The 25,538-nt window shown below is 66.3% G+C and carries 29 protein-coding genes; 19 read left to right on the top strand and 10 right to left on the bottom strand.

Annotated elements, in window-relative coordinates:
* Window positions 1–18 precede the first annotated feature (18 nt).
* Window positions 19–1,185, bottom strand: coding sequence for a glutamine-hydrolyzing carbamoyl-phosphate synthase small subunit (carA, locus tag ACW17V_RS03870; RefSeq protein ID WP_492107571.1), 1,167 nt, complete (start codon window positions 1,183–1,185; stop codon window positions 19–21).
* Between the two features lie 299 nt (window positions 1,186–1,484).
* Here carA and ACW17V_RS03865 point away from each other — a divergent pair, with 299 nt between their 5' ends.
* A complete protein-coding gene (locus tag ACW17V_RS03865; protein ID WP_492107570.1) occupies window positions 1,485–1,769 on the top strand; it encodes a DUF1272 domain-containing protein in 285 nt (94 codons plus the stop codon).
* A 113-nt stretch (window positions 1,770–1,882) separates the two neighbouring features.
* Window positions 1,883–2,026, top strand: a complete 144-nt coding sequence (locus ACW17V_RS03860) for a hypothetical protein (protein WP_492107569.1) — start codon at window positions 1,883–1,885, stop codon at window positions 2,024–2,026.
* Window positions 2,027–2,030: 4 nt separating this feature from the next.
* On the opposite strand, the gene ACW17V_RS03855 is transcribed toward ACW17V_RS03860, so the two are convergent.
* Window positions 2,031–3,191 carry an alpha-hydroxy-acid oxidizing protein gene (locus tag ACW17V_RS03855; protein WP_492107568.1) on the bottom strand — a complete coding sequence of 387 codons (1,161 nt, stop codon included), beginning with the start codon at window positions 3,189–3,191 and terminating at the stop codon, window positions 2,031–2,033.
* A gap of 132 nt (window positions 3,192–3,323) precedes the next feature.
* Here ACW17V_RS03855 and ACW17V_RS03850 point away from each other — a divergent pair, with 132 nt between their 5' ends.
* On the top strand, window positions 3,324–4,040 hold the full coding sequence (locus ACW17V_RS03850) for an HAD family hydrolase (RefSeq protein WP_492107567.1): 717 nt from the start codon (window positions 3,324–3,326) through the stop codon (window positions 4,038–4,040).
* On the opposite strand, the gene ACW17V_RS03845 is transcribed toward ACW17V_RS03850, so the two are convergent.
* On the bottom strand, window positions 3,997–5,103 hold the full coding sequence (locus tag ACW17V_RS03845; RefSeq protein WP_492107566.1) for an acyltransferase family protein: 1,107 nt from the start codon (window positions 5,101–5,103) through the stop codon (window positions 3,997–3,999). The two genes, ACW17V_RS03850 and ACW17V_RS03845, sit on opposite strands and share 44 nt — an antisense overlap.
* A gap of 105 nt (window positions 5,104–5,208) precedes the next feature.
* On the opposite strand from ACW17V_RS03845, the gene ACW17V_RS03840 reads away from it, so the two are divergent.
* From ACW17V_RS03840 to dnaG, 4 genes are all read left to right on the top strand, one after another.
* Complete coding sequence (locus ACW17V_RS03840; protein WP_492107565.1) at window positions 5,209–5,598, top strand: group III truncated hemoglobin; 390 nt, start codon at window positions 5,209–5,211, stop codon at window positions 5,596–5,598.
* The gene (locus ACW17V_RS03835; RefSeq protein WP_492107564.1) at window positions 5,595–6,326 is read left to right on the top strand and encodes a 2OG-Fe dioxygenase family protein; all 732 of its coding nucleotides are present in this window, start codon (window positions 5,595–5,597) and stop codon (window positions 6,324–6,326) included. Before ACW17V_RS03840 ends, ACW17V_RS03835 begins: the two co-directional genes overlap by 4 nt.
* A gap of 706 nt (window positions 6,327–7,032) precedes the next feature.
* Complete coding sequence (locus ACW17V_RS03830) at window positions 7,033–7,446, top strand: baeRF12 domain-containing protein (RefSeq protein WP_492107563.1); 414 nt, start codon at window positions 7,033–7,035, stop codon at window positions 7,444–7,446.
* A gap of 168 nt (window positions 7,447–7,614) precedes the next feature.
* A complete protein-coding gene (gene dnaG, locus ACW17V_RS03825) occupies window positions 7,615–9,525 on the top strand; it encodes a DNA primase (RefSeq protein WP_492107562.1) in 1,911 nt (636 codons plus the stop codon).
* Here the strand turns inward: dnaG and ACW17V_RS03820 are convergent.
* Window positions 9,522–9,803 (bottom strand): BrnA antitoxin family protein, encoded by a 282-nt coding sequence (locus ACW17V_RS03820; protein ID WP_492107561.1) that lies wholly within the window; start codon window positions 9,801–9,803, stop codon window positions 9,522–9,524. The two genes, dnaG and ACW17V_RS03820, sit on opposite strands and share 4 nt — an antisense overlap.
* Window positions 9,763–10,035: a BrnT family toxin gene (locus ACW17V_RS03815; RefSeq protein ID WP_492107560.1), complete on the bottom strand. Its 273-nt coding sequence runs from the start codon at window positions 10,033–10,035 to the stop codon at window positions 9,763–9,765. The genes ACW17V_RS03820 and ACW17V_RS03815 overlap by 41 nt, the downstream gene beginning before the upstream one ends.
* Before the next feature lie 537 nt (window positions 10,036–10,572).
* On the opposite strand from ACW17V_RS03815, the gene rpoD reads away from it, so the two are divergent.
* From rpoD to ACW17V_RS03800, 3 genes are all read left to right on the top strand, one after another.
* Window positions 10,573–12,531 carry an RNA polymerase sigma factor RpoD gene (gene rpoD / locus ACW17V_RS03810; RefSeq protein WP_492107559.1) on the top strand — a complete coding sequence of 653 codons (1,959 nt, stop codon included), beginning with the start codon at window positions 10,573–10,575 and terminating at the stop codon, window positions 12,529–12,531.
* A gap of 413 nt (window positions 12,532–12,944) precedes the next feature.
* Window positions 12,945–13,316, top strand: a complete 372-nt coding sequence (locus tag ACW17V_RS03805; protein ID WP_492107558.1) for a hypothetical protein — start codon at window positions 12,945–12,947, stop codon at window positions 13,314–13,316.
* Between the two features lie 37 nt (window positions 13,317–13,353).
* Window positions 13,354–15,066 (top strand): vanadium-dependent haloperoxidase, encoded by a 1,713-nt coding sequence (locus ACW17V_RS03800; RefSeq protein WP_492107557.1) that lies wholly within the window; start codon window positions 13,354–13,356, stop codon window positions 15,064–15,066.
* A gap of 130 nt (window positions 15,067–15,196) precedes the next feature.
* On the opposite strand, the gene ACW17V_RS03795 is transcribed toward ACW17V_RS03800, so the two are convergent.
* Entirely contained in the window at window positions 15,197–16,237 is a 1,041-nt protein-coding gene (locus tag ACW17V_RS03795; RefSeq protein WP_492107556.1) for an NAD(P)-dependent alcohol dehydrogenase, read from the bottom strand.
* Between the two features lie 196 nt (window positions 16,238–16,433).
* Between ACW17V_RS03795 and ACW17V_RS03790 the strand changes: the two genes are divergently transcribed.
* The gene (locus tag ACW17V_RS03790; protein ID WP_492107555.1) at window positions 16,434–17,351 is read left to right on the top strand and encodes an AraC family transcriptional regulator; all 918 of its coding nucleotides are present in this window, start codon (window positions 16,434–16,436) and stop codon (window positions 17,349–17,351) included.
* Between the two features lie 38 nt (window positions 17,352–17,389).
* On the opposite strand, the gene ACW17V_RS03785 is transcribed toward ACW17V_RS03790, so the two are convergent.
* A complete protein-coding gene (locus tag ACW17V_RS03785; protein WP_492107554.1) occupies window positions 17,390–17,896 on the bottom strand; it encodes a VOC family protein in 507 nt (168 codons plus the stop codon).
* 289 nt (window positions 17,897–18,185) lie between these two features.
* Between ACW17V_RS03785 and ACW17V_RS03780 the strand changes: the two genes are divergently transcribed.
* Window positions 18,186–18,527, top strand: coding sequence for an ArsR/SmtB family transcription factor (locus tag ACW17V_RS03780; RefSeq protein ID WP_492107553.1), 342 nt, complete (start codon window positions 18,186–18,188; stop codon window positions 18,525–18,527).
* Between the two features lie 3 nt (window positions 18,528–18,530).
* On the top strand, window positions 18,531–18,986 hold the full coding sequence (locus ACW17V_RS03775) for an SRPBCC family protein (RefSeq protein ID WP_492107552.1): 456 nt from the start codon (window positions 18,531–18,533) through the stop codon (window positions 18,984–18,986).
* A 133-nt stretch (window positions 18,987–19,119) separates the two neighbouring features.
* Here ACW17V_RS03775 and ACW17V_RS03770 read toward each other — a convergent pair whose 3' ends face one another.
* On the bottom strand, window positions 19,120–19,341 hold the full coding sequence (locus ACW17V_RS03770; protein ID WP_492107551.1) for a flagellar hook protein FlgE: 222 nt from the start codon (window positions 19,339–19,341) through the stop codon (window positions 19,120–19,122).
* Between the two features lie 219 nt (window positions 19,342–19,560).
* Here ACW17V_RS03770 and ACW17V_RS03765 point away from each other — a divergent pair, with 219 nt between their 5' ends.
* The 3 genes from ACW17V_RS03765 (at window position 19,561) to ACW17V_RS03755 (ending at window position 22,389) form a co-directional block, all read left to right on the top strand.
* Window positions 19,561–21,228, top strand: a complete 1,668-nt coding sequence (locus ACW17V_RS03765; protein ID WP_492107550.1) for a M20/M25/M40 family metallo-hydrolase — start codon at window positions 19,561–19,563, stop codon at window positions 21,226–21,228.
* 18 nt (window positions 21,229–21,246) lie between these two features.
* Window positions 21,247–21,945, top strand: coding sequence for a DUF998 domain-containing protein (locus ACW17V_RS03760; protein WP_492107549.1), 699 nt, complete (start codon window positions 21,247–21,249; stop codon window positions 21,943–21,945).
* A gap of 105 nt (window positions 21,946–22,050) precedes the next feature.
* Window positions 22,051–22,389, top strand: coding sequence for a YciI family protein (locus ACW17V_RS03755; protein ID WP_492107548.1), 339 nt, complete (start codon window positions 22,051–22,053; stop codon window positions 22,387–22,389).
* Between the two features lie 75 nt (window positions 22,390–22,464).
* Here the strand turns inward: ACW17V_RS03755 and ACW17V_RS03750 are convergent, their stop codons facing one another.
* A complete protein-coding gene (locus ACW17V_RS03750) occupies window positions 22,465–23,493 on the bottom strand; it encodes an AI-2E family transporter (protein WP_492107547.1) in 1,029 nt (342 codons plus the stop codon).
* A 67-nt stretch (window positions 23,494–23,560) separates the two neighbouring features.
* Window positions 23,561–24,181, bottom strand: coding sequence for a TIGR02466 family protein (locus ACW17V_RS03745; protein ID WP_492107546.1), 621 nt, complete (start codon window positions 24,179–24,181; stop codon window positions 23,561–23,563).
* Between the two features lie 111 nt (window positions 24,182–24,292).
* On the opposite strand from ACW17V_RS03745, the gene ACW17V_RS03740 reads away from it, so the two are divergent.
* The 3 genes from ACW17V_RS03740 to ACW17V_RS03730 are packed head-to-tail and all read left to right on the top strand — an operon-like array spanning window position 24,293 to window position 25,519.
* Window positions 24,293–25,162 (top strand): hypothetical protein, encoded by an 870-nt coding sequence (locus tag ACW17V_RS03740; protein ID WP_492107545.1) that lies wholly within the window; start codon window positions 24,293–24,295, stop codon window positions 25,160–25,162.
* 11 nt (window positions 25,163–25,173) lie between these two features.
* Window positions 25,174–25,365 (top strand): hypothetical protein, encoded by a 192-nt coding sequence (locus tag ACW17V_RS03735; protein WP_492107544.1) that lies wholly within the window; start codon window positions 25,174–25,176, stop codon window positions 25,363–25,365.
* 13 nt (window positions 25,366–25,378) lie between these two features.
* Window positions 25,379–25,519, top strand: coding sequence for a hypothetical protein (locus ACW17V_RS03730; protein WP_492107543.1), 141 nt, complete (start codon window positions 25,379–25,381; stop codon window positions 25,517–25,519).
* Window positions 25,520–25,538: the final 19 nt, after the last annotated feature.

Genomic DNA, 25,538 nt, shown 5'->3' with positions numbered 1-25,538 from the left:
GTTCTCCCAGCGGAAAGCCTACTTCGCCGCGTCCATCAGGCCCGCGAAGCGCTCGAACAGGTAGAGGCTGTCGGTCGGCCCGGGCGAAGCTTCCGGGTGGTGCTGGACGCTGAACACCGGCTTGCCCTCAAGCGCGATGCCGGCATTGGTGCCGTCGAACAGCGACACGTGGGTCTCGGTGACGCCCGCCGGCAGGCTGGCGCTGTCGACCGTGAAGCCGTGGTTCATCGAGACGATCTCGACCTTGTCGGTGGTCAGGTCCTTGACCGGATGGTTGGCCCCGTGGTGGCCCTGCTCCATCTTCACCGTCTTGGCGCCCAGCGCCAAGGCCAGCATCTGGTGGCCCAGGCAGATGCCGAACACCGGCTTGCCGCTGGCGACCAGCTTCTGGATCTCGGGCACCGCATATTGCCCGGTCGCGGCCGGGTCGCCCGGGCCGTTGGACAGCAGGACGCCGTCGGGCTTGCGGGCCAGGATGTCCTCGGCCGAGGTGTTGGCCGGCACCACCGTGGCGCGGGCGCCGACATGGGCCAGAGCCCGCAGGATGTTGCGCTTGACGCCGTAGTCGAGGACCACGACCTCGTACTTGGGCTTGTCCAGCTTGGCGTAGCCTTCCGGCCACGACCACAGGCCCTCGTCCCAGGTGAAGGTCTGGGTGGTCGAGGCGTCTTTGGCCAGGTCCAGGCCCTCCAGGCCCGACCAGGCCTTGGCCTTGGCGACCAGGGCCTCGAGGTCAAAGACGCCGTCGGGCGAGTGGGCGATCACGCCATGCGGCATGCCGGTTTCGCGGATCTTGCGGGTCAGGGCGCGGGTGTCGACGCCGGCCAGGCCGACCATGCCGCGACGCTTCATCCAGCCGTCGAAATCGCTGTCGGCGCGCCAGTTGGCCTGGGCGGTCGGAACCTCGCGGAAGATCGCGCCCCGAGCGGCCGTTTCCGACGCGCCGGACATCTGTTCCAGGTCGTCGACATTCGTGCCGACATTGCCGACATGCGGAAAGGTGAAGGCGACGATCTGGGCCATATAGGAGGGGTCGGTCAGGATTTCCTGATAGCCGGTCATCGCAGTGTTGAAGCACACCTCGCCGACCGCATCGCCGACGGCGCCGCAGCCCACGCCTTGCAGGATGGTGCCGTCGGCGAGCGCCAGGACACCGGTAACGCCGGGGAGAAGGTCTTGGGACATCTCGGAAGCGCCTCCTAAAAACGCGTGGTCATTGTCGCAAACTGGCGGGCCGGGCGTAACCCCGCGCCACCGGGAAAGCGGGCGATCTCTTTGCAAGACGGCGGTCGGGCTTTTGGCCCGACCGCCGCGCAAACGGCGGCGTGTCTAGGGGGTGCAGGGAGGGGGGTCAACCCCTCTGATCACGCGAGTCCGGGGCCGCCGCCACATTCCCGTGATATGCGAAGGAGTCCCCTCGTCGGGACAAGCCTCAATCCCTTATGGTTCAAGGCTTGCCCCATCAAAGTCAGGGAGGACGTCCCGTGCTCGAACTGCGCCCGAATTGCGAGTGCTGCGACCGCGACCTGCCGCCCTCCAGCGATCAGGCGCGGATCTGCACCTTCGAGTGCACCTTTTGCGCCGACTGCGCCGACACGCGATTCTTCGGAACCTGCCCCAATTGCGGCGGCGATCTGGTGGCCCGGCCGATCCGGCCCGAGGGCAAACTGCACCGTTTCCCCGCCTCGCTGCGCCGGGTGGTCAAGGCCCACCCGGCCTGCGCCAGCCTGCGTCCACCCGAGCCGGGCCCCTCCTGGGCGGCGCCCTGAAACAGGGACCTGTCGGCCGCACATCGGACAAGTTGTCGCGTCGCCGCATCCATTCAAGATTATGCTGCGTTAACGCCTTAGAGCTCATCATGGAGCGTCCAAGGAGCAGAACGATGACGACCCTCAGCGCCGCCCGCCTGATCACCACGGAAGGCTCGACGTCCAGCCTGCTGAGTCTGGGTGAAACAGCGCTGCGCCTGATCCTTGTCGCCGCCCTGCCGATCGCCGCCACGATCTTCGTCGTCCAGTCGTTCTAGGCCTTCAAGTCCTGACCAGACCCGCCGCGCGCAGGTCGGCCAGGGTGGGATAGCCGTCGACCGCCATCAGCAGATCGGCCTCCGCCAGGATGCTGCGCAGGACGTGAACGACGCCCGCCACGCCTTCCAGCGCCAGGCCATAGGCATAGGGTCGGCCCACGCCCACCGCCGCCGCGCCCAGGGCCAGGGCCTTGACCACGTCGCTGCCCGACCGCACCCCGGAATCGAACATCACCGGCGTCGTGCCCGAGGCCTCGACCACGCCCTTGAGCATGTCGATGGCCGCCAGACCGCCATTGGCCTGCCGGCCACCGTGGTTGGAGCAATAGATCCCGTCCACCCCGCCATCGATGGCCCGCCTGGCGTCGTCGGGATGGCAAATGCCCTTGAGGATCAGCGGCAGCTTGGTCATCGACCTCAGCCACGGCAGGTCGGCCCAGGTCAGGGGCTTGCCGAAGGTGCGGCCCCACTGGGCCACGGCGGCCTGCGGATCCTCCTCCGGCGGCTTGGCCAGCAGGGCGCGGAAGGCGGGGTCGGACATATAGTTGGCCAGAGCGTGGCCGCGCAGCTGCGGGAAGTTGGCCTCGTTCAGGTCGCGCGGCCGCCAGCCGGTCACCCAGGTGTCCAGCGTCACGACGATGGCCTTAAAGCCCGACGCCTCGGCCCGGCGCACCAGGCTCTCGGCGACGTCCTTGTCCTTGGGCGTATAGAGCTGGAAGAAGCCCGGCGTGTCGCCCAGGGCCGCGCCGACCTCTTCCATCGGGTCGTTCATCAGGGTCGAGGCCACCATCGGTACGCCGGTGGCGGCAGACGCCCTGGCCGTGGCGATGTCGCCATGACCGTCCTGGGCGCACAGGCCGATCACCCCGATGGGGGCCATGAAGATCGGGCTGGGCAGCTTGATCCCGAACAGGTCGATGGACAGGTCGCGGGTGGTGCAGTCGACCATCATCCGCGGGATCAGGCCCCAGCGCTTGAAGGCCTCGGCATTGTGATCCTGGGTGAACTCGTCGCCGCAGCCGCCCTGGACGTAGGACAGGGTCGAGGGCGGCAGGGCGGCGCGGGCCCGGGCCTCCAGCGTCTTGAAATCCACCGGCAAGGTCGGCTTCACGCCGCGCATCAGGCCGCCGAAATAGATCTCGTTCTGATAGTCGCCGAACGCCATGGTCGCCTCCCCGGCTTATGATCTTTGCGACCAACCTGAACAGCGATCAGACCGGATGCAAGGGCGGTGATACGCGGGCCTGCCGCCGCAAGGCGGCTTGACGCCCGCCGGTGATCCGGCGACGGGAAGGACATGCAAACGCCCCCCACCGCCATCACCACGGTCGGCGTCGACGCCGATGACACGCTCTGGCACTGCGAGAGCCTGTTTCGCCTGACCCATCAGCGGTTCGTCGACCTGCTGTCCGAGCATGGCGACGCGGCGCATATCGAGTCCCAGCTGGCGGCGACGGAAAAGCGCAACCTGCGGCTCTATGGCTACGGGGCCAAGGGCTTCACCCTGTCGATGATCGAGACGGCCATGGAGTTGACCCATGGCGAGGTCTCGACCCGGGTGATCCGCGAGATCCTGGCCGCCGGCCGCGAGATGCTGACCGAGCCGGTCGAGCCCCTGCCCGGCGTCGAGCACGCCCTGGCCCGGCTGTCGGAGCGCTATCGCCTGATCCTGATCACCAAGGGCGACCTGCTGCACCAGGAACAGAAGCTGGCCTCATCGGGGCTGGGCGACCTGTTCGCGGCCGTCGAGATCGTCTCGGAGAAGGACGCGGACACCTATCGCCGGGTGTTCGACCGCCATGGCACGGGCGCCGAGCAGGCGGTGATGGCCGGCAACTCGATGCGATCAGACATCCTGCCGGCGCTGGAGGCCGGGTCGTGGGGCGCGCTGATCCCCTATCCGCTGGTCTGGGCCCACGAAGCCGCCCAGGCGCCGGCCGATCACCCGCGCTATGTCGAGCTGGACGCGATCAGTGAACTTCCGGCTTGGGTGGACCAGATTTCGGCCATTTGAGCCCCGCGATCCAGTCGCGGGCCGGGCGCTCGAACAGGATCAGCGACAGATAGGCCAGCGGGAACAGGGCCACGACCCAGAACAGAACCCACAGGCGCATCAGGTCGCCGTTGAGGTTCCACATCCCAAGGCCCACCCAGGCCAGGCCCATCTTCAGGGCGATGGGGTGCAGCATGTAGAGGGTGAAGCTGAGCTGGGCCCAGGGGGCCAGGCGGCGGGTCACCGGTCCCACCGGTCCGGCGGCGTCGGCGGCGATCCCGGCCAGGCCGACGGCGTAGACTGCCAGCAGCAGCACGTCGCGGGGGACCTTCAGCGGCGAGGCGATCAGGAAGGCGGCCAGCAGGCCCCACATCACCAGGTTCGGATAGGGCAGCTTGGCCAGCAGCGGCCGGATCTGGAAGCCCAGCATGCCGATCAGGAAGCCGGGCACGGCCCGCAGCACGCCAAAATCCCAGGTCCACTGATGGAACGGGCGGTCGCCGTGCGGGGTCTGCAGCAGGATCACCAGGCTGAGGATCGCCAAGCCGCCGGTCACCCAGCGGCCCCGGGCGGTGATCCAGAACAGCAGCGGCAGGGCGATATACATCCCCATCTCGGCGCTGATCGCCCAGCTGACGAAGTTCCAGGTCTGGGATTTGCACACGCCCCAGGCGTGGATGAACAGGATGTTGGGCACGATGCAGGCGGCGTCATAGCGCCGGGGATCGCGGTCCTGGATCCAGCCGGCCAGACCGGCGGCCGCCACGGCGATGAACACCAGCATGGTGGCCCAGTGCAGCGGCCCCAGCCGCGCCACCCGCTTCTTGAGAAAGTCGCCATACTTGGCCGGGGTGGTCAGGCGGCCGGTATAGATCGCCGCCATCACATAGCCGCTGATCACGAAGAACAGGTCGACGATCAGGCTGAAGCTCTTGATCGTGTCGTCGGCCAGCTGCCAGTGACCGTCCAGATTGATGAAGCGGTTGAAGTGAAACACCACGATCATCACCGCCCCGACGATGCGCAGGGCGTCCAGGTGCAGCATCTGGTCGGAATCGGGCTTCAGGGGCGGCAGCTTGATCATGGGCGAGACGTGCGCCGGAGCGCCGAAACGGTCAAGTTGGTCAGCATACCCAATTTGATTCACCGCATGGTTTGGCTTGCGGGTAACCCACACCATGTATCGGCCATGACCCTGCAACCCGCGCCCTTCACCGACGCCGAGATCGACGCCCTGGTCGAGACCTTCTACGCCAAGGTCCAGCAGCACCACCGCCTGGGCCCGATCTTCCAGAAGGCCGTCGGCGATGACGGCTGGCCCGAGCATCTGGCGACGCTGAAGCGGTTCTGGGCCGGGGTGCTGCGCGGCGACGGCGGCTACAAGGGCTCGCCCATGGCCGTGCACCAGCGGGTCGAGGGCATCACCGAGGGCCTGTTCACCCCGTGGCTGGGCCTGTTTCACCTGACCTGCGCCGAGCTGTTCGACGCGCCCCGCGCGGCCCTGGTCGGCGCCAAGGCCGAGCGCATCGCCCATACCCTCAAGCGCGGTCTGTCGTTCCGGCCGGGGGCGGCGGCTTGAGCGCCGAAACCCTGCGTCAGGCCCTGACCGCTCAGGGCTATGCGCGCTCGCCGGCTGAAGAGACCCGCGCCCTGCTGGGGCCCGCTGCCCTGACCGACTGGGCCGGCTTCGCCGACAGCTGGAACAATCTGGGCCTGGACGGCTTCATGGCCGACGGCGGCCGCTATCGGAAACGCCGCTTCGCCGCCTTCGCGGCGACCCCGGAAGGGGTGCGCCGCAAGCCGCATCAGCCGCACTATCAGAGCCGCGACTACAACGCCCTGAACGGCGGGGTGCAGCGCTGGTTCGAGCCCGTGACCGACGCCATCGCCGACCATCCGGTGACCCGCGCCGTGATCGCGCAGGGGCTGGCGATCTTTCATCCGATCACGCCGCAGCCGCCCGCGTCCTGGCATGTGGAACTGCATCAGTTTCGCGTCGAGGCCCGGGCCGGCGAGGCGGGCCTGCCCACGCCCGAGGGCGCGCACCGCGACGGCGTGGACTGGGTGATCGTCATGCTGGTCGACCGGGTCAATGTGCTGAGCGGCGTCACCGACATCTATGCTCCTGGCGGCAAGTCCCTGGGCAGTTTCACCCTGACCGCCCCGACCGACATGGTGCTGCTGGACGACCTGCGGGTGCTGCACGGCGTCACTCCGATCCGCCCCGAAGACCCCGCCCGCCCCGCCCTGCGCGACGTGCTGGTGGTGACATTCAGGCAAGAGATCTCGGCGACGGCGGCGATCTGAACACGCACAACGTTTCGGCTTCACGCGGTTGACCCGCTGAAGGTGTGGGGAGGCGGCGGAGCGTCCGGGCCAGGCCCGGATGAGGGTGTAGTGGAGTACCGTTTCGGCCGTGGCCGGAGCGCTCCGCGCGGTCGTTATCCCTCTGGCCGGGGCGCGCGGGTCTTGTTCAACCCTATGCCCCACCCGGATTTTGTCCTCCTCGCGACGGACCCAGCCCTCAAGCTGCAAGCCACGCCGATTCCGGAGGAACCCGGAGCGAACCTTCGGACGGGCGGAGGCTTGGCCTTCCTCCGATAGGCGGGTTTACGTCACCCGCCCTCTGAACCCGTACAACCGCCCCCATCGCCCGTCAGGTCGCCAGCTGGACGCCCTCCCCTTGCGATGAAGCAAGGAGAAGTATGCGGGCGTTTTGCAGGGGGCTGCGTCGATTTTCGATCGTGACGCTGGGCGTCGCCGTCAGGGCGTTGTTTTTATTGAGCGCGGGGCGAGGTTATCCCCGTGCGGGCACGGGGATAAAGCTCTCTTCAGCAACCCTCCCCCTTCGAGAGAGCAAGGGGCGCGCCGTCGCCACTATCCCGATGTCACCGCAATCCACTCACCGAAACTCCTGTCGGCGAGATCAGATGGGCCCGATTGATCCAGGTCAGGGTTGAAGCGCGAGCGAGCGCGCAACGTACCGGCCTCAAGCTTGAATGGAGTCCGGCTCATGATCCCCGATGCAAGAACCCTGGTCGTCGTCGCCGACGGACATCGCGCGCGCCTGCTGGAGCAGATGCGCCTGGACGGCCCGTTGCACGACCGCCCCGACTGGCTGGACGGCCTCAAGGAGCGCCACGCCCATTCGCGCAAGCCGGCGCCGCATGACGGCGACGCCAATGACAAGGCCGAGCGCGCCTTCATCAAGGATCTGGCCCACCATCTCGAAGGCGTCGCCCGCGACCACGCCTTCGACCAGTTGATCCTGATCGCCCCGCCCCGCGCCCTGGGCCATCTGCGCGAAGACCTGCCGAAGGCTCTGGCCAGCAAGGTCGTGGGCTCCAACCCCCATGAGTGGGTCGATGCGCCGATCATGACCCTTCAGGACGTGGTTGGGGCGGTCCGCCGCGAAATGGCGAGCTGAGGGCGACCGCCAAAGTGGGTCGGCATCCGGGCGTCAACGGTCGGAGTGGGGCGCTCGTGCAGGACCTGCGCGTCGATCCGGCCGCTCGCTCAGCCCCGCCAAGCGCGGAGCCCTCACGATCCCTGATGCAGCGCCCCGCGGCATGGCCTATGCTACAGCGCACCCGCCATGCGCTTCGACGACCGCTTCCTTGAAGAACTGAAGTCCCGCCTTCGCCCTTCCGACGTGATCGGAAAGTCGGTGAAGCTGCGGCGGCAGGGGCGCGAATATGCCGGGCTGTCGCCGTTCACCAAGGAGAAGAGCCCGTCGTTCTTCGTCAATGACGACAAGGGCTTCTATCACTGCTTCTCCAGCGGCAAGCACGGCGACATCATCAGCTACCTGCAGGAAACCGAGCGGCTGACCTTTACCGAGGCGGTCGAGCGGCTGGCTTCGGAAGCCGGCATGGTGCTGCCCGAGCCCGACGTCCGCGCCGCCCAGGAAGACCGCAAACGCCAGGGCCTGGGCGACTGGATGGAGCTGGCCGCCGCCTGGTTCGAGGCCGAGCTGCGCCGGCCGGTCGGCCAGGCCGCGCGGGCCTATCTGGAGCGCCGGGGCCTGCCCGAGAGCGAGTGGAGCCGGTTTCACATCGGCTTCGCGCCCAACAACCGCACGGGCCTGAAGGACTATCTTATCGCCAAGGGAGCCCAGCCGGGCGATCTGGTCGAGGCCGGGGTGCTGATCGCGCCCGAGGACGGCGGCGCGCCCTATGACCGGTTCCGCGACCGGATCATCTTTCCCATCACCGACACGCGCGGCAAGGTCGTCTCGTTCGGCGGCCGGGCCATGGATCCCGCCGCCCGCGCCAAATATCTGAACGGCCCGGAGACCAGCCTCTTCCACAAGGGTCGGCTGCTGTACGGCCTGTACGAGGCCCGCAAGATCCTGCACGCCGCCCAGGCCGCCGCGCCGACCGAGACCAACCCGATGGTGGTGGTGGAAGGCTATATGGACGTCATCGCCTGTCACCGCGCCGGCGTGGCGGCGGTGGCGGCCATGGGCACGGCCATGACCGAGGAGCAGATGGAGGTGCTTTGGCGCCTGCATCCCGAGCCCACCCTGTGCTTTGACGGCGACAAGGCCGGCCAGCGCGCCGCCAGCCGGGCCATGGATCGCGCCCTGCCCCTGCTGAAACCCGGCCGCTCGTTCCGCTTCTCGCTGGTGACCGGCGGCAAGGACCCCGACGACGTGCTGCGCGAACAGGGTCCGGCGGCGCTGAAGGCCCAGCTGGCCGCGACCACGCCCTTCGTCGAGCAGCTGTTCAATCGCGAGCGCGACCTGGAGCCGCTGGACACGCCCGAGCGCAAGGCCGGCCTCAAGCAGCGCCTGCGCGCCGCCGCCGCCAGCATCGCCGACAAGGACCTGGCCCAGGCCTATCGCGACGACCTTCTGGGCAAGCTGGACGCGCTGTTTCCCCGCGCCGGCTTCACGCCCAATGACGGGGGCGGTTATGGGGGCGGCTATGGCGGGGGGCGACCCTTCACCCCGCGCGGCCAGTGGAAGAACGGCAAGCGCGAACCGCCTGACCCCGGCATCCGGGGCGTGGCCCGCGCCCTGATCGGCGAGCGCATCAATCCCTTCCACGCCGCGATCGCCGTGGCCGCCATCGACCATCCCGGCTGGGCGCGTCCCTATGACGAGGCCATCGAACGGGTGGGCTTTGGCGATCCGCGCCTGCGGCCCCTGGCGCTGGAGCTGTTCGAGGCGCTGGTCGACGACATGCACGACGACGCCCCGTTCCGCGAGATCCTGGCCCGCAAGGGCTTCGCGCCGCAGATCGCCGAGCTCGAGCGCGTCGCCCAGGCCCTGGCCGGCGCGCCGTTCCTCGATCCGAACATGGACCAGCACCGCGCCCGGGCCCTGTGGTCGGCCTGCTACGAAGCGGTGATCGAGGTCGCCAATTCCGAACAGGCCCTGGAATCCCTGCGCCGCGAACCCGTCACCGCCGGCAGCCTGACCGCCACCCGCGACCTGCGCACCCGTATCGGCGTGCTCCAGCGCCAGATCAGCAATCTGGAGTTCTGGCGGGGGGAGAGCTAGGCCTCCACAGCCTTCTTCAGGATGTCGTTGATCCTGCCCTGCCATCCCGGCCCGCCGGCGCGCAGCCGATCGATGACGTCCTGGTCGAGGCGCAGGGTGATCTGCTTCTTGGGCTGGTCGAGTTTGGGACGCCCCCGCTTGGTCAGCGTGCCGCTCGCCGGACGCACAAGGCGCTCGCCGTCGCGAACCTCCGCGCGCTCGAACACATCGACCGTCCATTCCGGAGCGTCGTCAGGGTCAACCCACGGCGTCTTGGTAGGCTTTTCGTTCGCGGGCATTGCACTCTCTCATCGAAATTATGCGCCGCGCAGAGCCTCGCGGCGTCCAGACCACCATGACGGTCTTGCGTCCCAGACGTCCGATGGTCTGGTAGCGAGCTTCTCCATAACTGACGCGATCATCTTCCACGGTGACGGTCAGGCCTTCGAAGACCTGGCCAGCATGCGCGAAGTCCAGCGCTCGATGCTCAAGCGTCAGTCTTCTCTTGTCCGGATCGTACTCGATTTCCATTATCGTAGCTACAATAATTGACGACGGTCAAGGCGCGCAAAGCCTGAAGGTGTTTTGAGGTCTTTCACATCCTTTGATTGCATTTTCAGACGAAATAGGCCGATTGTCGAGGCGATCAATTGGCCAGCGGACCTCCACGCCCTTGACACCGCCCCCTCGCCCCGCCATTTGCCGACTCAAGGATTTGCCAAGCAGCTGATTGACATCGAGCGGGCCGCCGTCGCATCGCGCGCGCCCTTACCGAAACAGGATGTCACCCTCGCCGCCGAAGCTGGATCCCAAGTGGTCGCGGACCGTCAAGGTCGTCATGCACAAGGCCGCGCTGAAGACGCCCATGTCTCCGCCGAGAGGTTTCTCGCGGAGCGATCCTCCGTGGCGAACGTTCAGTGCTGACCCAATGCGACGGTTTGACGCCAAGATTTTTTTGGGAAACGGCGAAACGGACGACGCAGCGCAACGCGGGCGGGACCTTTTCGGATCTAGAATTTTTTCGGCGCGCCTCTCGCGGGGGAGGTCGCGCCGACTTCGGAGACCTTGATGAGCAACAATTCCTCGGCTGAGACCGAAGCGCCTGAGTCCACCGGTGGTGATGGTCCCCTGCTCGACCTGACCGACGCCGGCGTCAAGAAGTTCATCAAGCAGGCGAAAGCCCGCGGCTTCGTGACGATGGAAGAGCTGAACAAGGTTCTGCCTTCGGAAGAGGTCAGCCCCGACGCCATCGAAGACACGCTGGCCATGCTCAGCGAGATGGGCGTCAATGTCGTCGAGGCCGAAGAAGACGCCGAGACCAACGAAGGCGGCGAAGTCGTCGCCCGCGAAGACAACCAGCAGGTCATCACCTCCGACAAGCCGTCGGCCTATGACCGCACCGACGACCCCGTGCGGATGTATCTGCGCGAAATGGGCTCGGTGGAGCTGCTGTCGCGCGAAGGCGAAATCGCCATCGCCAAGCGGATCGAAGCCGGTCGCGACACCATGATCCGGGGTCTGTGCGAAAGCGCCCTGACCTTCGAAGCCATCATGGTCTGGCGCGAGGAACTGGGCACGGGCCGCATCCTGCTGCGCGAAGTGATCGACCTGGAAGGCACCTACGCCGCCATCAACGGCGTCGCCGCCCAGCCCGCGACCGACGACACCGACGCCGAACCGGCCGAGCCGGTCGACGAGGAAGGCGCCGCGCCCAAGCCGGAAGGCGACGGCGACGACGAGGACGACTTCGACGACGGCGCCGGTCCGACCGTCAGCGCCATGGAAGGCGAACTGCGCGAAGGCGTGATGGCCATCCTGGACGCCATCGCCAGCGAGTTCGAAACCTTCCGCAAGCTGCAGGACAAGCTGGTCGGCAGCCGCCTGAAGGGCGAAGATCTCAGCGACAACGACCGCAAGGCCTATGAGGCCCTGTCGCAGACCATCATCCTGCACCTCAAGACCCTGAAGCTGAACAACAACCGTATCGAGGCCCTGGTCGAGCAGCTCTATGCGATCAACAAGCGCCTGATCGGTCTGGAAGGCCGCCTGCTGCGCCTGGCCGACAGCTACGGCATCAGCCGCTCCGAGTTCCTGAAGGCCTATTTCGGCTCCGAGCTGAACCCGACCTGGAGCGATCAGGTCAAGACCATGGGCGTGCGCTGGACCAAGTTCGTCGAGAACGACCAGACCTCGGTCGTCGACATCCGCAGCGAGATCGCCGCCCTGGCCACCGAGACCGGCGTGCCGATCGACGACTATCGCCGCATCGTCCAGACCGTCCAGAAGGGCGAGCGCGAAGCCCGTCAGGCCAAGAAGGAAATGGTCGAGGCCAATCTGCGTCTCGTGATCTCGATCGCCAAGAAATACACCAACCGCGGCCTGCAGTTCCTGGACCTGATCCAGGAAGGCAATATCGGTCTGATGAAGGCCGTCGATAAGTTCGAATATCGTCGCGGCTACAAGTTCTCGACCTACGCCACCTGGTGGATCCGTCAGGCCATCACCCGCTCGATCGCCGACCAGGCGCGGACCATCCGCATCCCGGTCCACATGATCGAGACGATCAACAAGATCGTCCGCACCAGCCGCCAGATGCTGCACGAGATCGGCCGCGAGCCGACCCCGGAAGAACTGGCCGAAAAGCTGGCCATGCCGCTGGAAAAGGTCCGCAAGGTCCTGAAGATCGCCAAGGAGCCCATCAGCCTCGAAACGCCGATCGGCGACGAGGAAGACAGCCACCTGGGCGACTTCATCGAAGACAAGAACGCCATCCTGCCCATCGACGCGGCCATCCAGTCCAACCTGCGGGAAACCACCACCCGCGTGCTGGCCTCGCTGACGCCGCGCGAAGAGCGGGTTCTGCGCATGCGCTTCGGCATCGGCATGAACACCGACCACACCCTGGAAGAAGTCGGCCAGCAGTTCAGCGTCACCCGCGAACGCATCCGTCAGATCGAGGCCAAGGCCCTGCGCAAGCTCAAGCACCCCTCGCGCTCGCGCAAGCTGCGCAGCTTCCTGGACAGCTAGGGCGCTTCGATCAGAAAGACGGAAAAGGGCGGCTCGCAAGAGCCGCCCTTTTTTCTTGAAATCCGGGCTACTCGTGCCCCGCAAAGGACTTTTGTTGGGCCAGAAGGAGGCTGCTCTAGGGTCTGTGCGATCCCCTCCGCGTCCTCCAGACAGTCCGTTGCGCCACCTCCCCTTACACGTCACACCACCCCCAAGCGCCACCGACGCCTAAAAATAACACCGTTCGATGATTTACGTTCTTCGGAATTTATGCCATTTTATCAGGTGGCATGGGACGTCAACAACCTTGGGCCGATTTTGAACGGACTTAGGCGACCCCAACCTCCAGTACAGTGTTCATCAACCCATCGCTGTTCATCTGACGCGCTACCGCTCGGCCGCGCCAAATGGGCGGCTGAAAGCCGGGCGCCGGAATGCAGGTCGACGTTCAAGAGGATCTTTACAGCGCCCTCGCTCGCCGGCTGGCGTTGAAAGTCGCCACCACCATCGTCACAGGTTTGATCTCCAGAGAGGTCTTCGCCAAAGACGTCATCTGCGCGCGTGAGGCGGCGGTTGAAGACCTCGTCTTTGATTTGGCGTTCTTTGCGCTGGCTCAGTTCGAAGACACATCGGGCCTGGAGATCGAGGGCGTTCGCTATTTCCCTCATTGCCTGTTCGCACCGGCTCACTCAGCCCCCTCCACCTACATCGCTGGAACATCCCGCACGGCGCTGCACGGCGCGTTGGACGATGACCTGCTTGAGAAAGCCTTCGAGACCGCCTGCTCGACCACTTCGAAACCCTAACCTCTCATTCAAACTGAACCCCTCAGCGGAGAAGCATATGCGTCAGTCCAATGGAGACACCAGCCGCACGTGGCCTCAGTCTGATAAAAGTAACGTCGTCGGCGTGGGCAGTTTTCACAAGAGTCTACGCCATAATGACTATGGCGAAGTAATCCAGACCGAATTCACGATGCTCGTGGATGCTACTCAGGGCAAAGCAGCCTTTGCGCACGTGCCTAAAGGGCAAGCCCGCCCCGCATGCGATGGAACAGTAGCGCAGCTGACCAACCCCCAGGCTGGCCTCGCCGCTGACCGCCTGACCCACCCGTCGACCGCCTATGCGATGCTCCCGGCGCCCTCCGTGACGTCGGAGACCACGGCCGCCGAGATGACCGAACTCTATTGGATGGCGTTGTTTCGCGATGTTTCGCTCGACGCCCTGCCCTCTGATCCCAGGGCCAATACAGCCGTCGGCGAACTGAACCAGAGATTTTCGAACGGAATAACGGACACCCAGGACGCAGGACATATCCGGCCGGGATTGGATCTTCCCGGCACATCAGCAGCCTTCGCGCCCTTCACCGCAGACACGCTCTTTCGCCTCGGCCTCCCGGGCGAAGAGCTGGGCCCCATGATCAGCCAGTTCTTCCTGCGCCCGATCGCCTACGGCGTGCAGACCATCGACCAGCGCCTGCGGCCGTACGCCAAGGCGTGTGACTTTCTTACAGATTTCGAAGATTGGCTCGCGGCTCAGAATAGCGGGACAGATCGAAATTGCCGGGCCTACAGCCAATGCAATGAAGAGAACGCCAGCTTTTTCGAGGGAGAGACGCTTCGCTACATTGCCACAATGCGCGACCTGGCCCGCTTCGTGAACAAGGATGCCCTACACCAGGCCTATTTCAATGCCGCCCTGATCCTGCTTTCCGGCAAGGCGGCCTGGACCCCAGGAAACCCCTACGCGACAAATCAGCCCCTCGCTGATCGGGAAGCGGGCTTTGGCGTGCTGGGCGGCCCGCACATCCTGGCGCTGGTCTCCGAAGTCGCCACGCGCGCCCTCAAGGTCGCCTGGAACCAGAAGTGGCAGGTGCATCTACGTCTGCGTCCAGAGGCTTATGGCGGCCTGGTTCACGTCGAGAATGTCGGCGTGGCGGGCAACAAGCGAGCCTACGGCCTTCCACAATGGATCGCCAAGACGAGCGCCGCCAAAGAGCTGATGGCCAACAACAAAAGCTACCTGCTCCCCATGGCCTTCACTGCGGGCAGCCCAACCCACCCCTCCTACGGCGCGGGCCACGCCACAGTCGCCGGCGCCTGCGTCACGATCCTCAAGGCCTATTTCGATATGGGCCCAATCGATAAGCCTATACTTTTCAAAACCCTAAAGGAACGCTCGACGCCTTACGATCCGCCCAATCCGATCAAAGCCTACGATCCAAAGTTAAGCGCCCTCGACGGGCGCGCAGATCTCGCCCCGGACGTCGCCGACACGCTGACCATCGAAGGTGAACTGAACAAGCTGGCCCAGAACGTCGCCATGGGTCGCTCCATGGGCGGGGTTCACTGGCGCACGGACAATACCCGAAGCCTGATCCTGGGCGAGGCTCTGGCGGCCGAGATCCTCGCCGAGATCTCAACGGACTCGGCCGAGAAGCCCGTATTCACCTTCCGCACGTTCGCGCGTGGCGCGGATGGGTTGCCTAGGACCGTCGTGATCGACGGCGGCCGGATCACGGTCGACGGCGCGCCCAGGGTAACGGCGCTTGAGTAGGACAGCGTTGGGCTCGGCTCACCCGATGCCGGTCCCGGAGGCCCCCAAGCTGGAGGGCGCCCGCCTCGCCAGCCACTGATCCATGACGATATCGGGGACCCGCCGGCGCGGGTCCCCTTTGCCGATCGCCCTACAGCGTCGCCATGTCGATCACGAAGCGGTAGCGCACGTCGCTCTTGGCCATGCGCTTGTAGGCCTCGTTGATCTGGTCGATCGAGATGGTCTCGATGTCGGCGACGATGTTGTGGTCGCCGCAGAAGTCGAGCATCTCCTGGGTTTCCTTGATCGAGCCGATCATCGAGCCAGCCAGGGTGCGGCGGCCGGGGATCAGGGCGAAGGCGTTCAGCGACACCGGCTCTTCGGGCGCGCCGACCAGGACCATGGTCCCGTCGATCTTCAGCAGGTTCAGATAGGCGCCCCAGTCGATGCCGGCCGAAACCGTGCAGATGATCAGGTCGAGCGTTCCGGCCAAAGTCTTGAACGTCTCGGCGTCGCTGGTGGCGTAGTAGTGGTCCGCGCCCATCGCCAGGCCATCGGCTTGCTTGGACAGGGTCTGGCTCAGCACCGTGACCTCGGCGCCCATGGCGTGGGCGATCTTGACGCCCATGTGGCCCAGGCCGCCCAGGCCCAGGATCGCGACCTTCTTGCCGGGACCGGCGTTCCAGTGGCGCAGCGGCGAATAGAGGGTGACGCCGGCGCACAGCAGCGGGGCGGCGGCGTCGAGGGCCAGGTTGTCGGGGATCGACAGCACATAGCCTTCCTTGACCACCATGTGGTCGGAATAGCCGCCATAGGTGGGCAGGTCGCTGCCGGGCTGGGGGCTGCTATAGGTCTGGACCAGGCCCGGCATGTACTGCTCGCGGTCGAGGTCGCGCGTGGCGCAGCCGATGCAGCTGTCGACGAAACAGCCGACGCCGACCCGGTCGCCTTCCTTGAAGCGGCTGACCTTGGAGCCGACGGCGGTGACCACGCCGGTGATCTCGTGGCCGGGCACGATCGGATAGACGCTCATGCCCCAGCCGTTATCGACCATGTGGATGTCGGAGTGGCAGACGCCGCAATGCTTGATGGCGATGACGACGTCGTCTTCGTTGGGTTCGCGGCGGTCGAAAGTGAAGGGCGCGAGCGGCGCGCCGGCGGCGGGCGCCGCGTAGCCTTTGGCATGGGCCATCGGGAATTCCTTGAATTTCTGGAGATCGATCTGGGGAGCGATCGAACGGCCAAGGTGTTCCACGGGCCGACCGCCTGGCGTTAGACCAATCCTCGGAGACTCCTGCACGATCCTGCAAAGCCGGGCCTGAGCGGTTTTCAGGCGGCAGGACGGGGCGTAGAAGGGCGATGTCGCGAAAGCCAGGAAAACCAAGCCCTTGACCCTGCCCGTCCCGCCCGGCGTCTATGGCGAGCTCGCCCAGATCGTCACCCGTTACGCCACGGGCGGCGCCGAGCCCGCCTCGCCGAGGGAGGGCCTGTTCTTCACCCGCCGGGATGAGCCTTCGCAGCCGCTGCACGTGGCCCAGCGCCCCAGCTTCTGGCTGGTGGTCCAGGGCCGCAAGTGCCTGAGCATCGGCGACGAGGAGCTGCACTACGGTGTCGGCGACTGCCTGCTGGTGGCGCTGGACCTGCCGGTGACCTCCCGGATCACCCTGGCCAGCCCGGCCGAGCCGCATCTGTGCGTGGGCATGGCGATCAACCCGACCAGCCTGGCCGAGTTGGTCAGCCGCGCCCCGACGCCGGCGCCCGTTGCGGCGTTCTCACAGTGTCGGCGAGGCGTCGCCGTCCACGCCGCGCCGCCGGAACTGCTGGACGCGATGCTGCGGCTTCTGCGCCTGCTGGACCGCCCCGCCGACCTGGCCGCGATGGGCCCGCTGATCGAACAGGAAATCCTGTGGCGGCTGCTGAACGGCCCCGACGGCGCGCGCCTGTTGCGCGTGGCGATGGGCGAGGGTCAGGGCGGCCGGGTGTCCAAGGCCGTCTCGTGGCTGCGCAACAACTTCGCCGAGCCCCTGCGCATCGAGGCCCTGGCCGAGCGGGTGGGCATGAGTGAGTCGTCCCTGCACCACCACTTCAAGGCCGTCACCAACATGACGCCCATGCAGTACCAGAAGCAGCTGCGGCTCTATGAGGCCCGGCGGCTGATGCTGGCCGAAGGACTGGACGTCGGCGCGGCCGGCTTCAGCGTCGGCTATCAGAGCCCCTCGCAGTTCAGCCGCGAATATCGCCGGCTCTACGGCCTGTCTCCGGCCCGCGACATCGAGGCCCTGCGCGCGCCGATCGCGGCGGAGTAGGCAAGAGCGGCCCCTCGCGGAGCCGCCCCTGGTCTCCGTCAGGCCAGTTCCAGCGTCTTGGCCTGGGGCTGGTGGCTGTCCAGCGCCGCGTTCGGATCGGCCATGTCGGAAACCGCATTGGCGAAGCCCAGATATTCGGCCGCGAATGTCGGCGGGAGGATCTCGACCAGCCAGGTGTTCTCGATCCACACCTCGACGACGCGGAAGTGGCCGCCCCGGTCGCAGACGAAGGCGTCCCAGCCCCTGGCGGCGGCGCGGGCCAGGACCTCGTCAGCGCCCATCTCGACGCTGAGCGCGAAATGGGTGGGCGAGCGGCGGTCGGCGCCGTCGGGCTGGCGCACGAAGATCGCGCCGGGCTCGCCATTGGGCTCCATCACGCTGCCGGCGGGATAGATCTCGAGGGCGGTGCCGTGGCCGTCGGCCTTAAACACCATGCAGCTGCCCGGGTTGGGCGGAAAATCGACGACGACGCCGGCCATGAGATCAGCGAAGAATTCGCCCACACCCTGGGGGTCTGCGGCGCTGACGGACAAGTGATGGATCATAAGGGTACCCTCCGGATGAGGCGCAGTTCGACTCCGGGCGCGCGACCTCTGCCGCGCGCCGCACTTTCGACTCGCCGTTGCTGATGAAATATCGGCGTTATCGCGCCGAGGCCGGGGATTTATTTGCCCAACCTCGAGACCTCAACTTACAAGGCCGTCATGACCTCGATTTAATCTTCGGGAGCGCGACCAGCCTCCTGCGGCCGCCTCGTCCGAGCAGCGCGAGATAACTCAAGCAATCGCTTTAGTTTTTGCTTGTCGGGCGCCGCCGGCCGGAATACTAAAGCATATGCTTCAGCAAACACCCGCCCTCGACCACGTCTTTCACGCCCTCGCCGACCCCGCGCGGCGCAGCATGCTGGAGCGGCTTTCCGCCGGGCCGGCCTCGGTCAGCGAACTGGCCCACCCCCTGCCCATGAGCCTGTCGGCCGTGGGCCAGCACCTGGCCGTGCTGGAGGCCTCCGGCCTGGTGAAAACCGAAAAAGTCGGCCGCGTGCGGACCTGCACACTGGACGCCGGGGCCCTGACCCAGGCCGAAAAATGGATCAACGAACGCCGCATCGGCTGGGAGCGGAAGCTCGACCGGCTGGGCGACTATCTGGCGCAAACCAAACCCGACACGGAGACCTGACCCATGGCCGCCATCACCCACGCCACCTTTTGTCTTGAGCGGGTTTATGACGCCGCCCCGGCCCGCGTCTTTCACGCCTTTACCGATCCCGCCGCGCGGATGCGCTGGTTCTTCAAGGCCGACAGCTGGTCACTGCACAAGCATTCCGGCGGCGAGCTGGGCATCGGGGCCCAGGAGTCCAGCCTGTTCAGCCCGCCGGGCCAAACGGTGCTGATCACCAATGACAGCATCTATCTGGACGTCGTCGAAAACGAGCGGCTGATCTTCGCCTATTCGATGACCCTGGGCGGCGCGCCGCTGTCCTCATCCCTGGCCACGGTGGAGCTGCGGGCCGAGGGCAAGGGAACGCGGCTGATCTTCACCGAACAGGGCGCCTATCTGGACGGCAATGTCGCCGGTCGCGAGGAAGGCACCCGGCTGATGCTGGAGTCGCTGGCCGCGGAAATCGCCCGGGCCTAGTCATGTGCGAAGGGACCCGCAAGCGCGGCGGGCGGTAGGCGAACCCGCTCCCCGGGCAAACTTGGGGGAAACCCGGGGAGCGTTATCCGAACGCGGCCGCTGGGGGATGCGGGCGCGCCCGGGAAGCGGCGCGCTAGACCTTCAGGTCCAGCAGGGCGCCGGTCATGGCGTCGGCGGTCTTGGCCACCGCGACATTGGCTTCGAAATCGGTCTTGGCGGAAACCTGCTCGACCGCTTCCTTGGCGAGATCGGTGTCAATCTCGCGCGCGCTCCACGTCGCCGTGCGCTGGGCGCTTTCGGTGAGGCGGTGAGCGGCGGCGGTCATGCCGGCGGCGGCGATGGCGAGGGCCTGCATGGCGAGGGTTTCCCTTTGCGATGAGACAGATCGTCCCACGTCGCGGTTAAGCCCTCGCGTAAAAGAAAGGTGAAGATCGTATCAGCCATGTCAGGCTGCGGGGACGCGCCAGGCCGACAAAGATTACAAAACGTTCAGGTAACCCAACCTCGACAAGCCGCCTCCGGCTGGCCAAGGTTCGCCCCTTTCGCGGGCCAGCCCCGCCCTGGAGCCTGCTTGATGTCATTTTCGCGCCGCGCCGCTCTTCTCAGCGCCGCCCTGCTCATGGTCGCCCAACCCGTCCTGGCCGCGCCGAAGGCCAAGGCTCCCGCGTCCAGCTTCACGCCGTCGCCCGAGGCGATCCGCGCCCACATGACCTTCCTGGCCGATGACGCGATGGAGGGCCGCGAGGCCGGCACCCGCGGCTATGACATCGCCGCCAACTATGTCGCCGCCCAGTACGCCCTGCTGGGCGTCAAGCCCGGCGCCGCCAACGGCTCGTATCTGCAGCGCGTGCCTCTGCTGGCCTTCAAGAACGCCAGCGAGGGGTCGATCACCCTGACCGGGGCCGACGGCGAGGAACAGGCCCTGAAGTTTGGCGAGGACTACCTGCCCAGCGCCCAGGCCCAGACGACCGAAGTCTCGATCAACGCCCCGCTGGTCTTTGTCGGCTTTGGCCTGGTGGCCCCCGAGAAGGGCCGCGACGACTACGCCGGCCTGGACGTGAAGGGCAAGATCGTCGTCCTGCTGAGCGGCGCGCCGTCCAGCTTCCAGACCGAAGAACGCGCCCACTACGGCAACGGCAACGTCAAGCGCGTCGAGGCCGCCAAGCGCGGCGCGGCGGGCGTCATCACCATGAGCACGGCCAGCGGCGAGAAGCGCCGCCCGTTCGAGCGCGGCGTGGTCGGCTATCGCGAATGGCGCATGACCTGGCGCGACGCCAATGACGTCGGCCACGTGCGCGGCGTCTCGGCCAACAACCTGGCCTCGATCAGCCACAAGGCCGCCGGCAAGCTGTTCGCCGGCGCCCCGACCTCGCTGGAGGCGGTGCTGGCCGCCGCTGAAACCCCCGAGGGCGCGGTGAAGGGCTTCGACCTGCCGTTCAAGGCCTCGGTGGCCCTCAAGAGCGAGATCGAAAAGCGCGAGAGCAGCAATGTCGTCGGCGTGATCGAGGGTTCTGACCCGACGCTGAAGGCCCAGACCATCGTGCTGTCGGCCCACCTGGACCACACCGGCGTCAACACCCACGGCACGGGCGCCGACAAGATCAACAACGGCGCGCTGGACAACGCCTCGGGCATCGCCACCCTGCTGGAGGTCGCCCGCGGCTTCAAGAACGCCAAGACCAAGCCCAGGCGCACCATCCTGCTGGTCGCCGTGACGGCCGAGGAAAAAGGCCTGATCGGCTCGGAATATTTCGCCAACAACCCGACCGTCCCCAAGGCCGATATCGCCGCCAATGTGAACCTGGACATGCCGGTGCTGCTGTATCCGTTCACCGACGTGATCGCCTTTGGCGCCGACCGCTCGACCCTCGGCCCGGCCGTGGCCAAGGCCGCCGGCCGCGTGGGCATCGCCCTGTCGGGCGACCCGATGCCCGAGGAAGGCCTGTTCACCCGCAGCGACCACTATCGCTTCGTCGAGCAGGGCGTGCCGTCGGTGTTCCTGATGACCGGCTTCCAGAACGGCGGCGAGAAAGCCTTCAAGGACTTCCTGGCCACCAACTATCACAAGCCCACCGACGATCTGAACCTGCCGATCGACTATGTGGCGGCCGCCAAGTTCGCCCTGGTCAACTATGAGATCGCCCGCGAACTGGCCGACGCCAAGGACCGTCCTGTGTGGAAGACGGGCGACTTCTTCGGCTCGCAGTTCGCGCCGGCGGGCCACCCGTCCGCGGCGAAGTAACTTCCGGCAAGACCGGCATTGACCCAGGGGGCGGCGGAAGGGATTCTGCCGCCCTCGTTGTTTCCAGAGGCTCGCTTTCCCGTGTCTGCCCGCACCGGCGCCTTCCTGAAGATCGGCGTGATCACGCCGGTGATCATGGTCGCCGACGTGTGGCTGGCCCAGCAGCTGTTTCCCGGCTTTGACCCCGGCGCGCAGTTCATCAGCGAGCTGGGCGGCCCCGCCGCCCCCGCCCCGCTGGTGTTCAATATCGGCATGGTGCTGGCGGGAACGGCCGGCCTGTTCGCCGGAGCGGGCTTCACCCATGCCCTGGAGCATGCCGGCGGGCGTCGCGCGGTCTCGGCCTTCACCGGCCTGTGGGTGGCCCTGACCGGACTGGGGGCGATCTTCGCCGGACTGTTCCACTGGCCCGACGAGATGCACCGCGCATGCGGCGTGGGCCTGGCCATCCAGTTCGCGCCGCTGTTCACCGCCTGGGCCCTGTGGGGCGTTCCTGGCCACAAGCGCCTGGCCCAGTTCTCGCTGGGCTGGTTCTTCGGCCTGCTGCTGGTGTTCGCCCTGCTGACCGGGGTGTGGAACGTCCGGACAGGCTATGACGTCGGCTACTGGCAACGCGGCCACGCCTTCCTGGGCCTGCTGTGGCTGGGCATAGCGGCGTGGACGCTGGAGCGGGGCTGGCGGGTGCGGCTGTCCCGCGAGATCGAGGCGGTTTCGGCCTAGACCGTGGCGTTTCCGACATCGGCGGTGGAAAAAATCCGCCGAGCGATGTCGACTTGCGCCTGGCCCGTTCGTCAAGACTGGGAACAGCGCTGCAGGAGACGCCTCATGACCCAGTATTGGGTGACCATACTCCGCCCCGACGACTACGATCCGTCCGTCGAAGACGCCGCGATGCGGCGCGGGATCAGCGCGCTGAACGAAGAGATGATCGCCGCGGGCGTCAGGGTCTTCGTGGGCGGGCTGCAATCGCCACACCGCGCCAGGTCTCTACGCCCCCAGCCCGACGGCCAGATCCTGGTCACCGACGGGCCCTCCCTGTCGACCGGGCAGCATGTGGGCGGCTTCTGGGTGCTCGAGGTCGCTGACCTGGAAGCGGCCCTGGCCTGGGGTCGCAAGGCCGCCGTCGCCTGCCGGGCTCCGGTCGAGGTGCGCCCATTCCATTGACCCGGGGCTAGAGGCCTTGGCTTTCGCATCCTGTTCGCGGAAAGCCAAAGCCCACTTTTCCGCCCGACAACGCGCCTACTCCCCCACCTCCATCGGCGTGGGATCGCCATCGTGCGAGATCAGCACCGCCAGCCAGCGCAGGTCTTCATACTGGGCCAGGGCGTACATCAGGGCCAAGGCCAGGGGGATGGCCAGGAAGGCGCCGGGCACGCCCCACAGCACCGTCCACATGCCGACCGCGATCAGGCTGGCGGCCGGGTCGATGTTCTGACTGTCGGCCTGCATCTTGGGCAGCACCAGATTGCCGACCACCGACGCGACGATCTGGATCCCGACAAAGACGATGATCGCGGGTGTCAGGCTTGGAAACTGCAGCAGCGCGAACAGGGTCGGCCCGACGCTGCCGATCAGGACGCCCAGCACCGGCAGATAGGAGAACAGGAAGATCACCAGGCTCCAGAACAGAGCGTTGTCCAGGCCGACGGCGAACATCACCACGCCAGCCCCCACGGCGATGATCAGGCCGGTGATCGACTGGACGTACATATAGCTTTGAACGCCCGAGAAGCTGCGCTCCAGGACCGTGGCCAGGCCACGGCCGCCGCGCGCGGCGATGATCTGGTCCACGCGCTTTTCGATCGCAGCCTTGGACACCAGCAGGAAGAACAGGAAGATCAGGGTCAGACCCAGGCCGGCGGAAGCCTCCTGGACGCTGGTCAGCAGCCGGTCGGCCAAAGGTCCCAGCTCGACCTTCTCGGCCAGGGCCTTCAGGCTGAGGGTCCCGCCTTCGGGCAAGCGAACCCTGGCCAACAGCTGGTCGATGCGGGCCAGCATGGCCGGGACCTCGCCGACGATCCGCGAGGCGCCCTCGATTACGACCGCGATGCTGGCCAGGATAATGCTCCCGACGATCACCGCCGTGATGGCGAAGACCATCCAGCGGCGCGCCTTGGGCAGCAGCCGCTCCACGCGTTCGCTCAGGGCCATGATCAGGATGGCCAGGACCAGGGCCAGGGTGAAGGGCCACAGCACGCCGCGGAACACATACAGCAGCGCCGTGGCCGCGAAGAAGTTCACCAGGAACGAGGCGCTCGTCTTGCTCACGGTGTCTCCTTTGGATCGGCCTGGCCCAGGATCGCCTGCCGGCGATATCGTGGACCGGCGCAAAGCGCTACCGCCAGGCGTAGTTGAAGCTGACGCTGATCCGCTGCTCTTCAGCCTGATTGGGCGTCACCTCGTGGCGCAGCCAGCTTTCCCACAGCAGGATCGTGCCGGGCTCGGGCTGCACATAGACGAACGGCTGCAGGGTCTCGGGGGCGTCGGCGTTGCGCGTCGGCGCGGCCATCATCATCGGCAGGCGCGGATCCTCGAACTTCAGCGCCGAGGCGCCGGCCGGGATGGTGACATAGACCGTGCCCGAGATGACGCTGTGCGGGTGGATATGGCCGGTGTGCTGGCCGCCCGGGTCGAGGATGTTGATCCACAGGCTGTCCATCACCAGCTTGCCGCCGGCCAGGTCAAAGCAAAGCTCCTTGGCGAAGGCCGCCGCGTGCTTGTCGAGCTTCTTCTTGAGGTCGGCGAACAGGCTGTCGCGCTGGGCCAGGTCGTCCAGCGAGGCGTAGGAGGTGTAGCCCAGATAGCCCTTCTTCTCGGCCCAGGCCTGACCGGCCTCGTCCTCCTCGGCCACCGCGATGCAGGCGTCGTGCAGGTCGTCGATGAAGGTCTCGAAGTCCTTGTCGCCTGAAAGGCTGGCTTCATAGAGCGGGGTGACGAAGAGCGAGCGTGTGGTCATGGGGGCGGCGTAGACACCCGGATCGGGGATGTCAAAAACACTTTATGGTTGTTCGTTGAAAAGATTAATGCGACGGTGAGATATCAGTGTTCTTCCAAATGGGGGCGGAGAATGCGTTCAGGTTTCATGGTGGCTGCTTGCCTGGCGTCAGCGCTCGGATTGGGTGGGTGCGTGAGCGGTTTTACGGGCGCGCCCGCCACGACCATCGACGCGGCCAAGGTTTCATCCTGCCCCGTGATCGCTAAGAATGATCTGCCGGACAGAAGGGACTATGACGCTCAAGGCAGCGATGCCGAGACACGGCGCATCGCGCGTAACGCCTTCGTCGACAAGTGCGTGGCGGCCATCGAGACGAGCTATCAGGCGTTCGCGCAGAACCTGTCGACGGACCAGAAGTCCTTCGCGGTTGGATCCGATCTCGCGGCGTCGGGCGCGACGGCGGCGGCGACCCTCGCCAAGAGCGCCCGCACCAAGACACATCTCACGACCTATGCCAGCGTGATCCTGGGCCTCAGAGGCAGTGTCGAGAAAGAGCTTTTCTTCAGCAAAGCCCTGCCCGCGCTGATGACCCAGATGGAAGCTTCACGCGACGTCGTGATGGCGCGCATCATCCTGAACAAGGCCCGTCCCGTGACCGAGTACACGCTGGACGGCGCCCTGACCGATCTCAAGGCGTACTACGCGGCAGGAACCCTGACCGGCGCGCTGACTGAGGTGACGGCGGACGCCGGCAAGAGCGCCACCACCGCAAAGATGGAGCTGAAGCGGGTAACCGAGGGCGACTACAGCTATACCGACGCGGGCCAGAAGTTGCGCCGGTATTGGCGCCCCGACGGAACTATCAATGCAGCCAACGCCGCCAATTTGCAGGCTTGGCTGAGCACCAACGCCGGTGGTCGCAGCGTAAGCGAACTGGTCTACGGCATAGGTATTCCACCCGCCCTTCAGACCCAGGCGGTCAAGGACCTGAACATTCAATAGGAGCGACGCGGATGCGCACCAAGCACCTGGACAGCCTGCGAGCCTACCTAAAACCTGGCGGCGAGACAGACCCGAAGCGGGCGGCGGAGCTGGCCAAGGCCTTCCAGGCCTTTGGGGCGAAAGAGAACAGCTTATCGCTCCTACTCTATCGGCCCGCCCATCGGCGCCTTCATGCCAGGGTCGCGGCGCATCTGAACCTTTAAAAGGGAGGCGGCGATGGCTCGCCAAGTCACGGTCAACAAGGTGCCCGCCGACATGGTGGACCAGGTCCAGGGCGACTTCGAAAGCGAAGGCGCCAGGGTCGTTCGCATACCCAACCCCGACGGCAGCTTCAAGCTGGTCGTCTACTTCCCCTAAGCGCCACGTCGCGTGACGG

Source organism: Caulobacter sp. FV2ye17ST, assembly GCF_058680955.1.
This window is presented reverse-complemented; position numbering and strand designations above follow the sequence as displayed.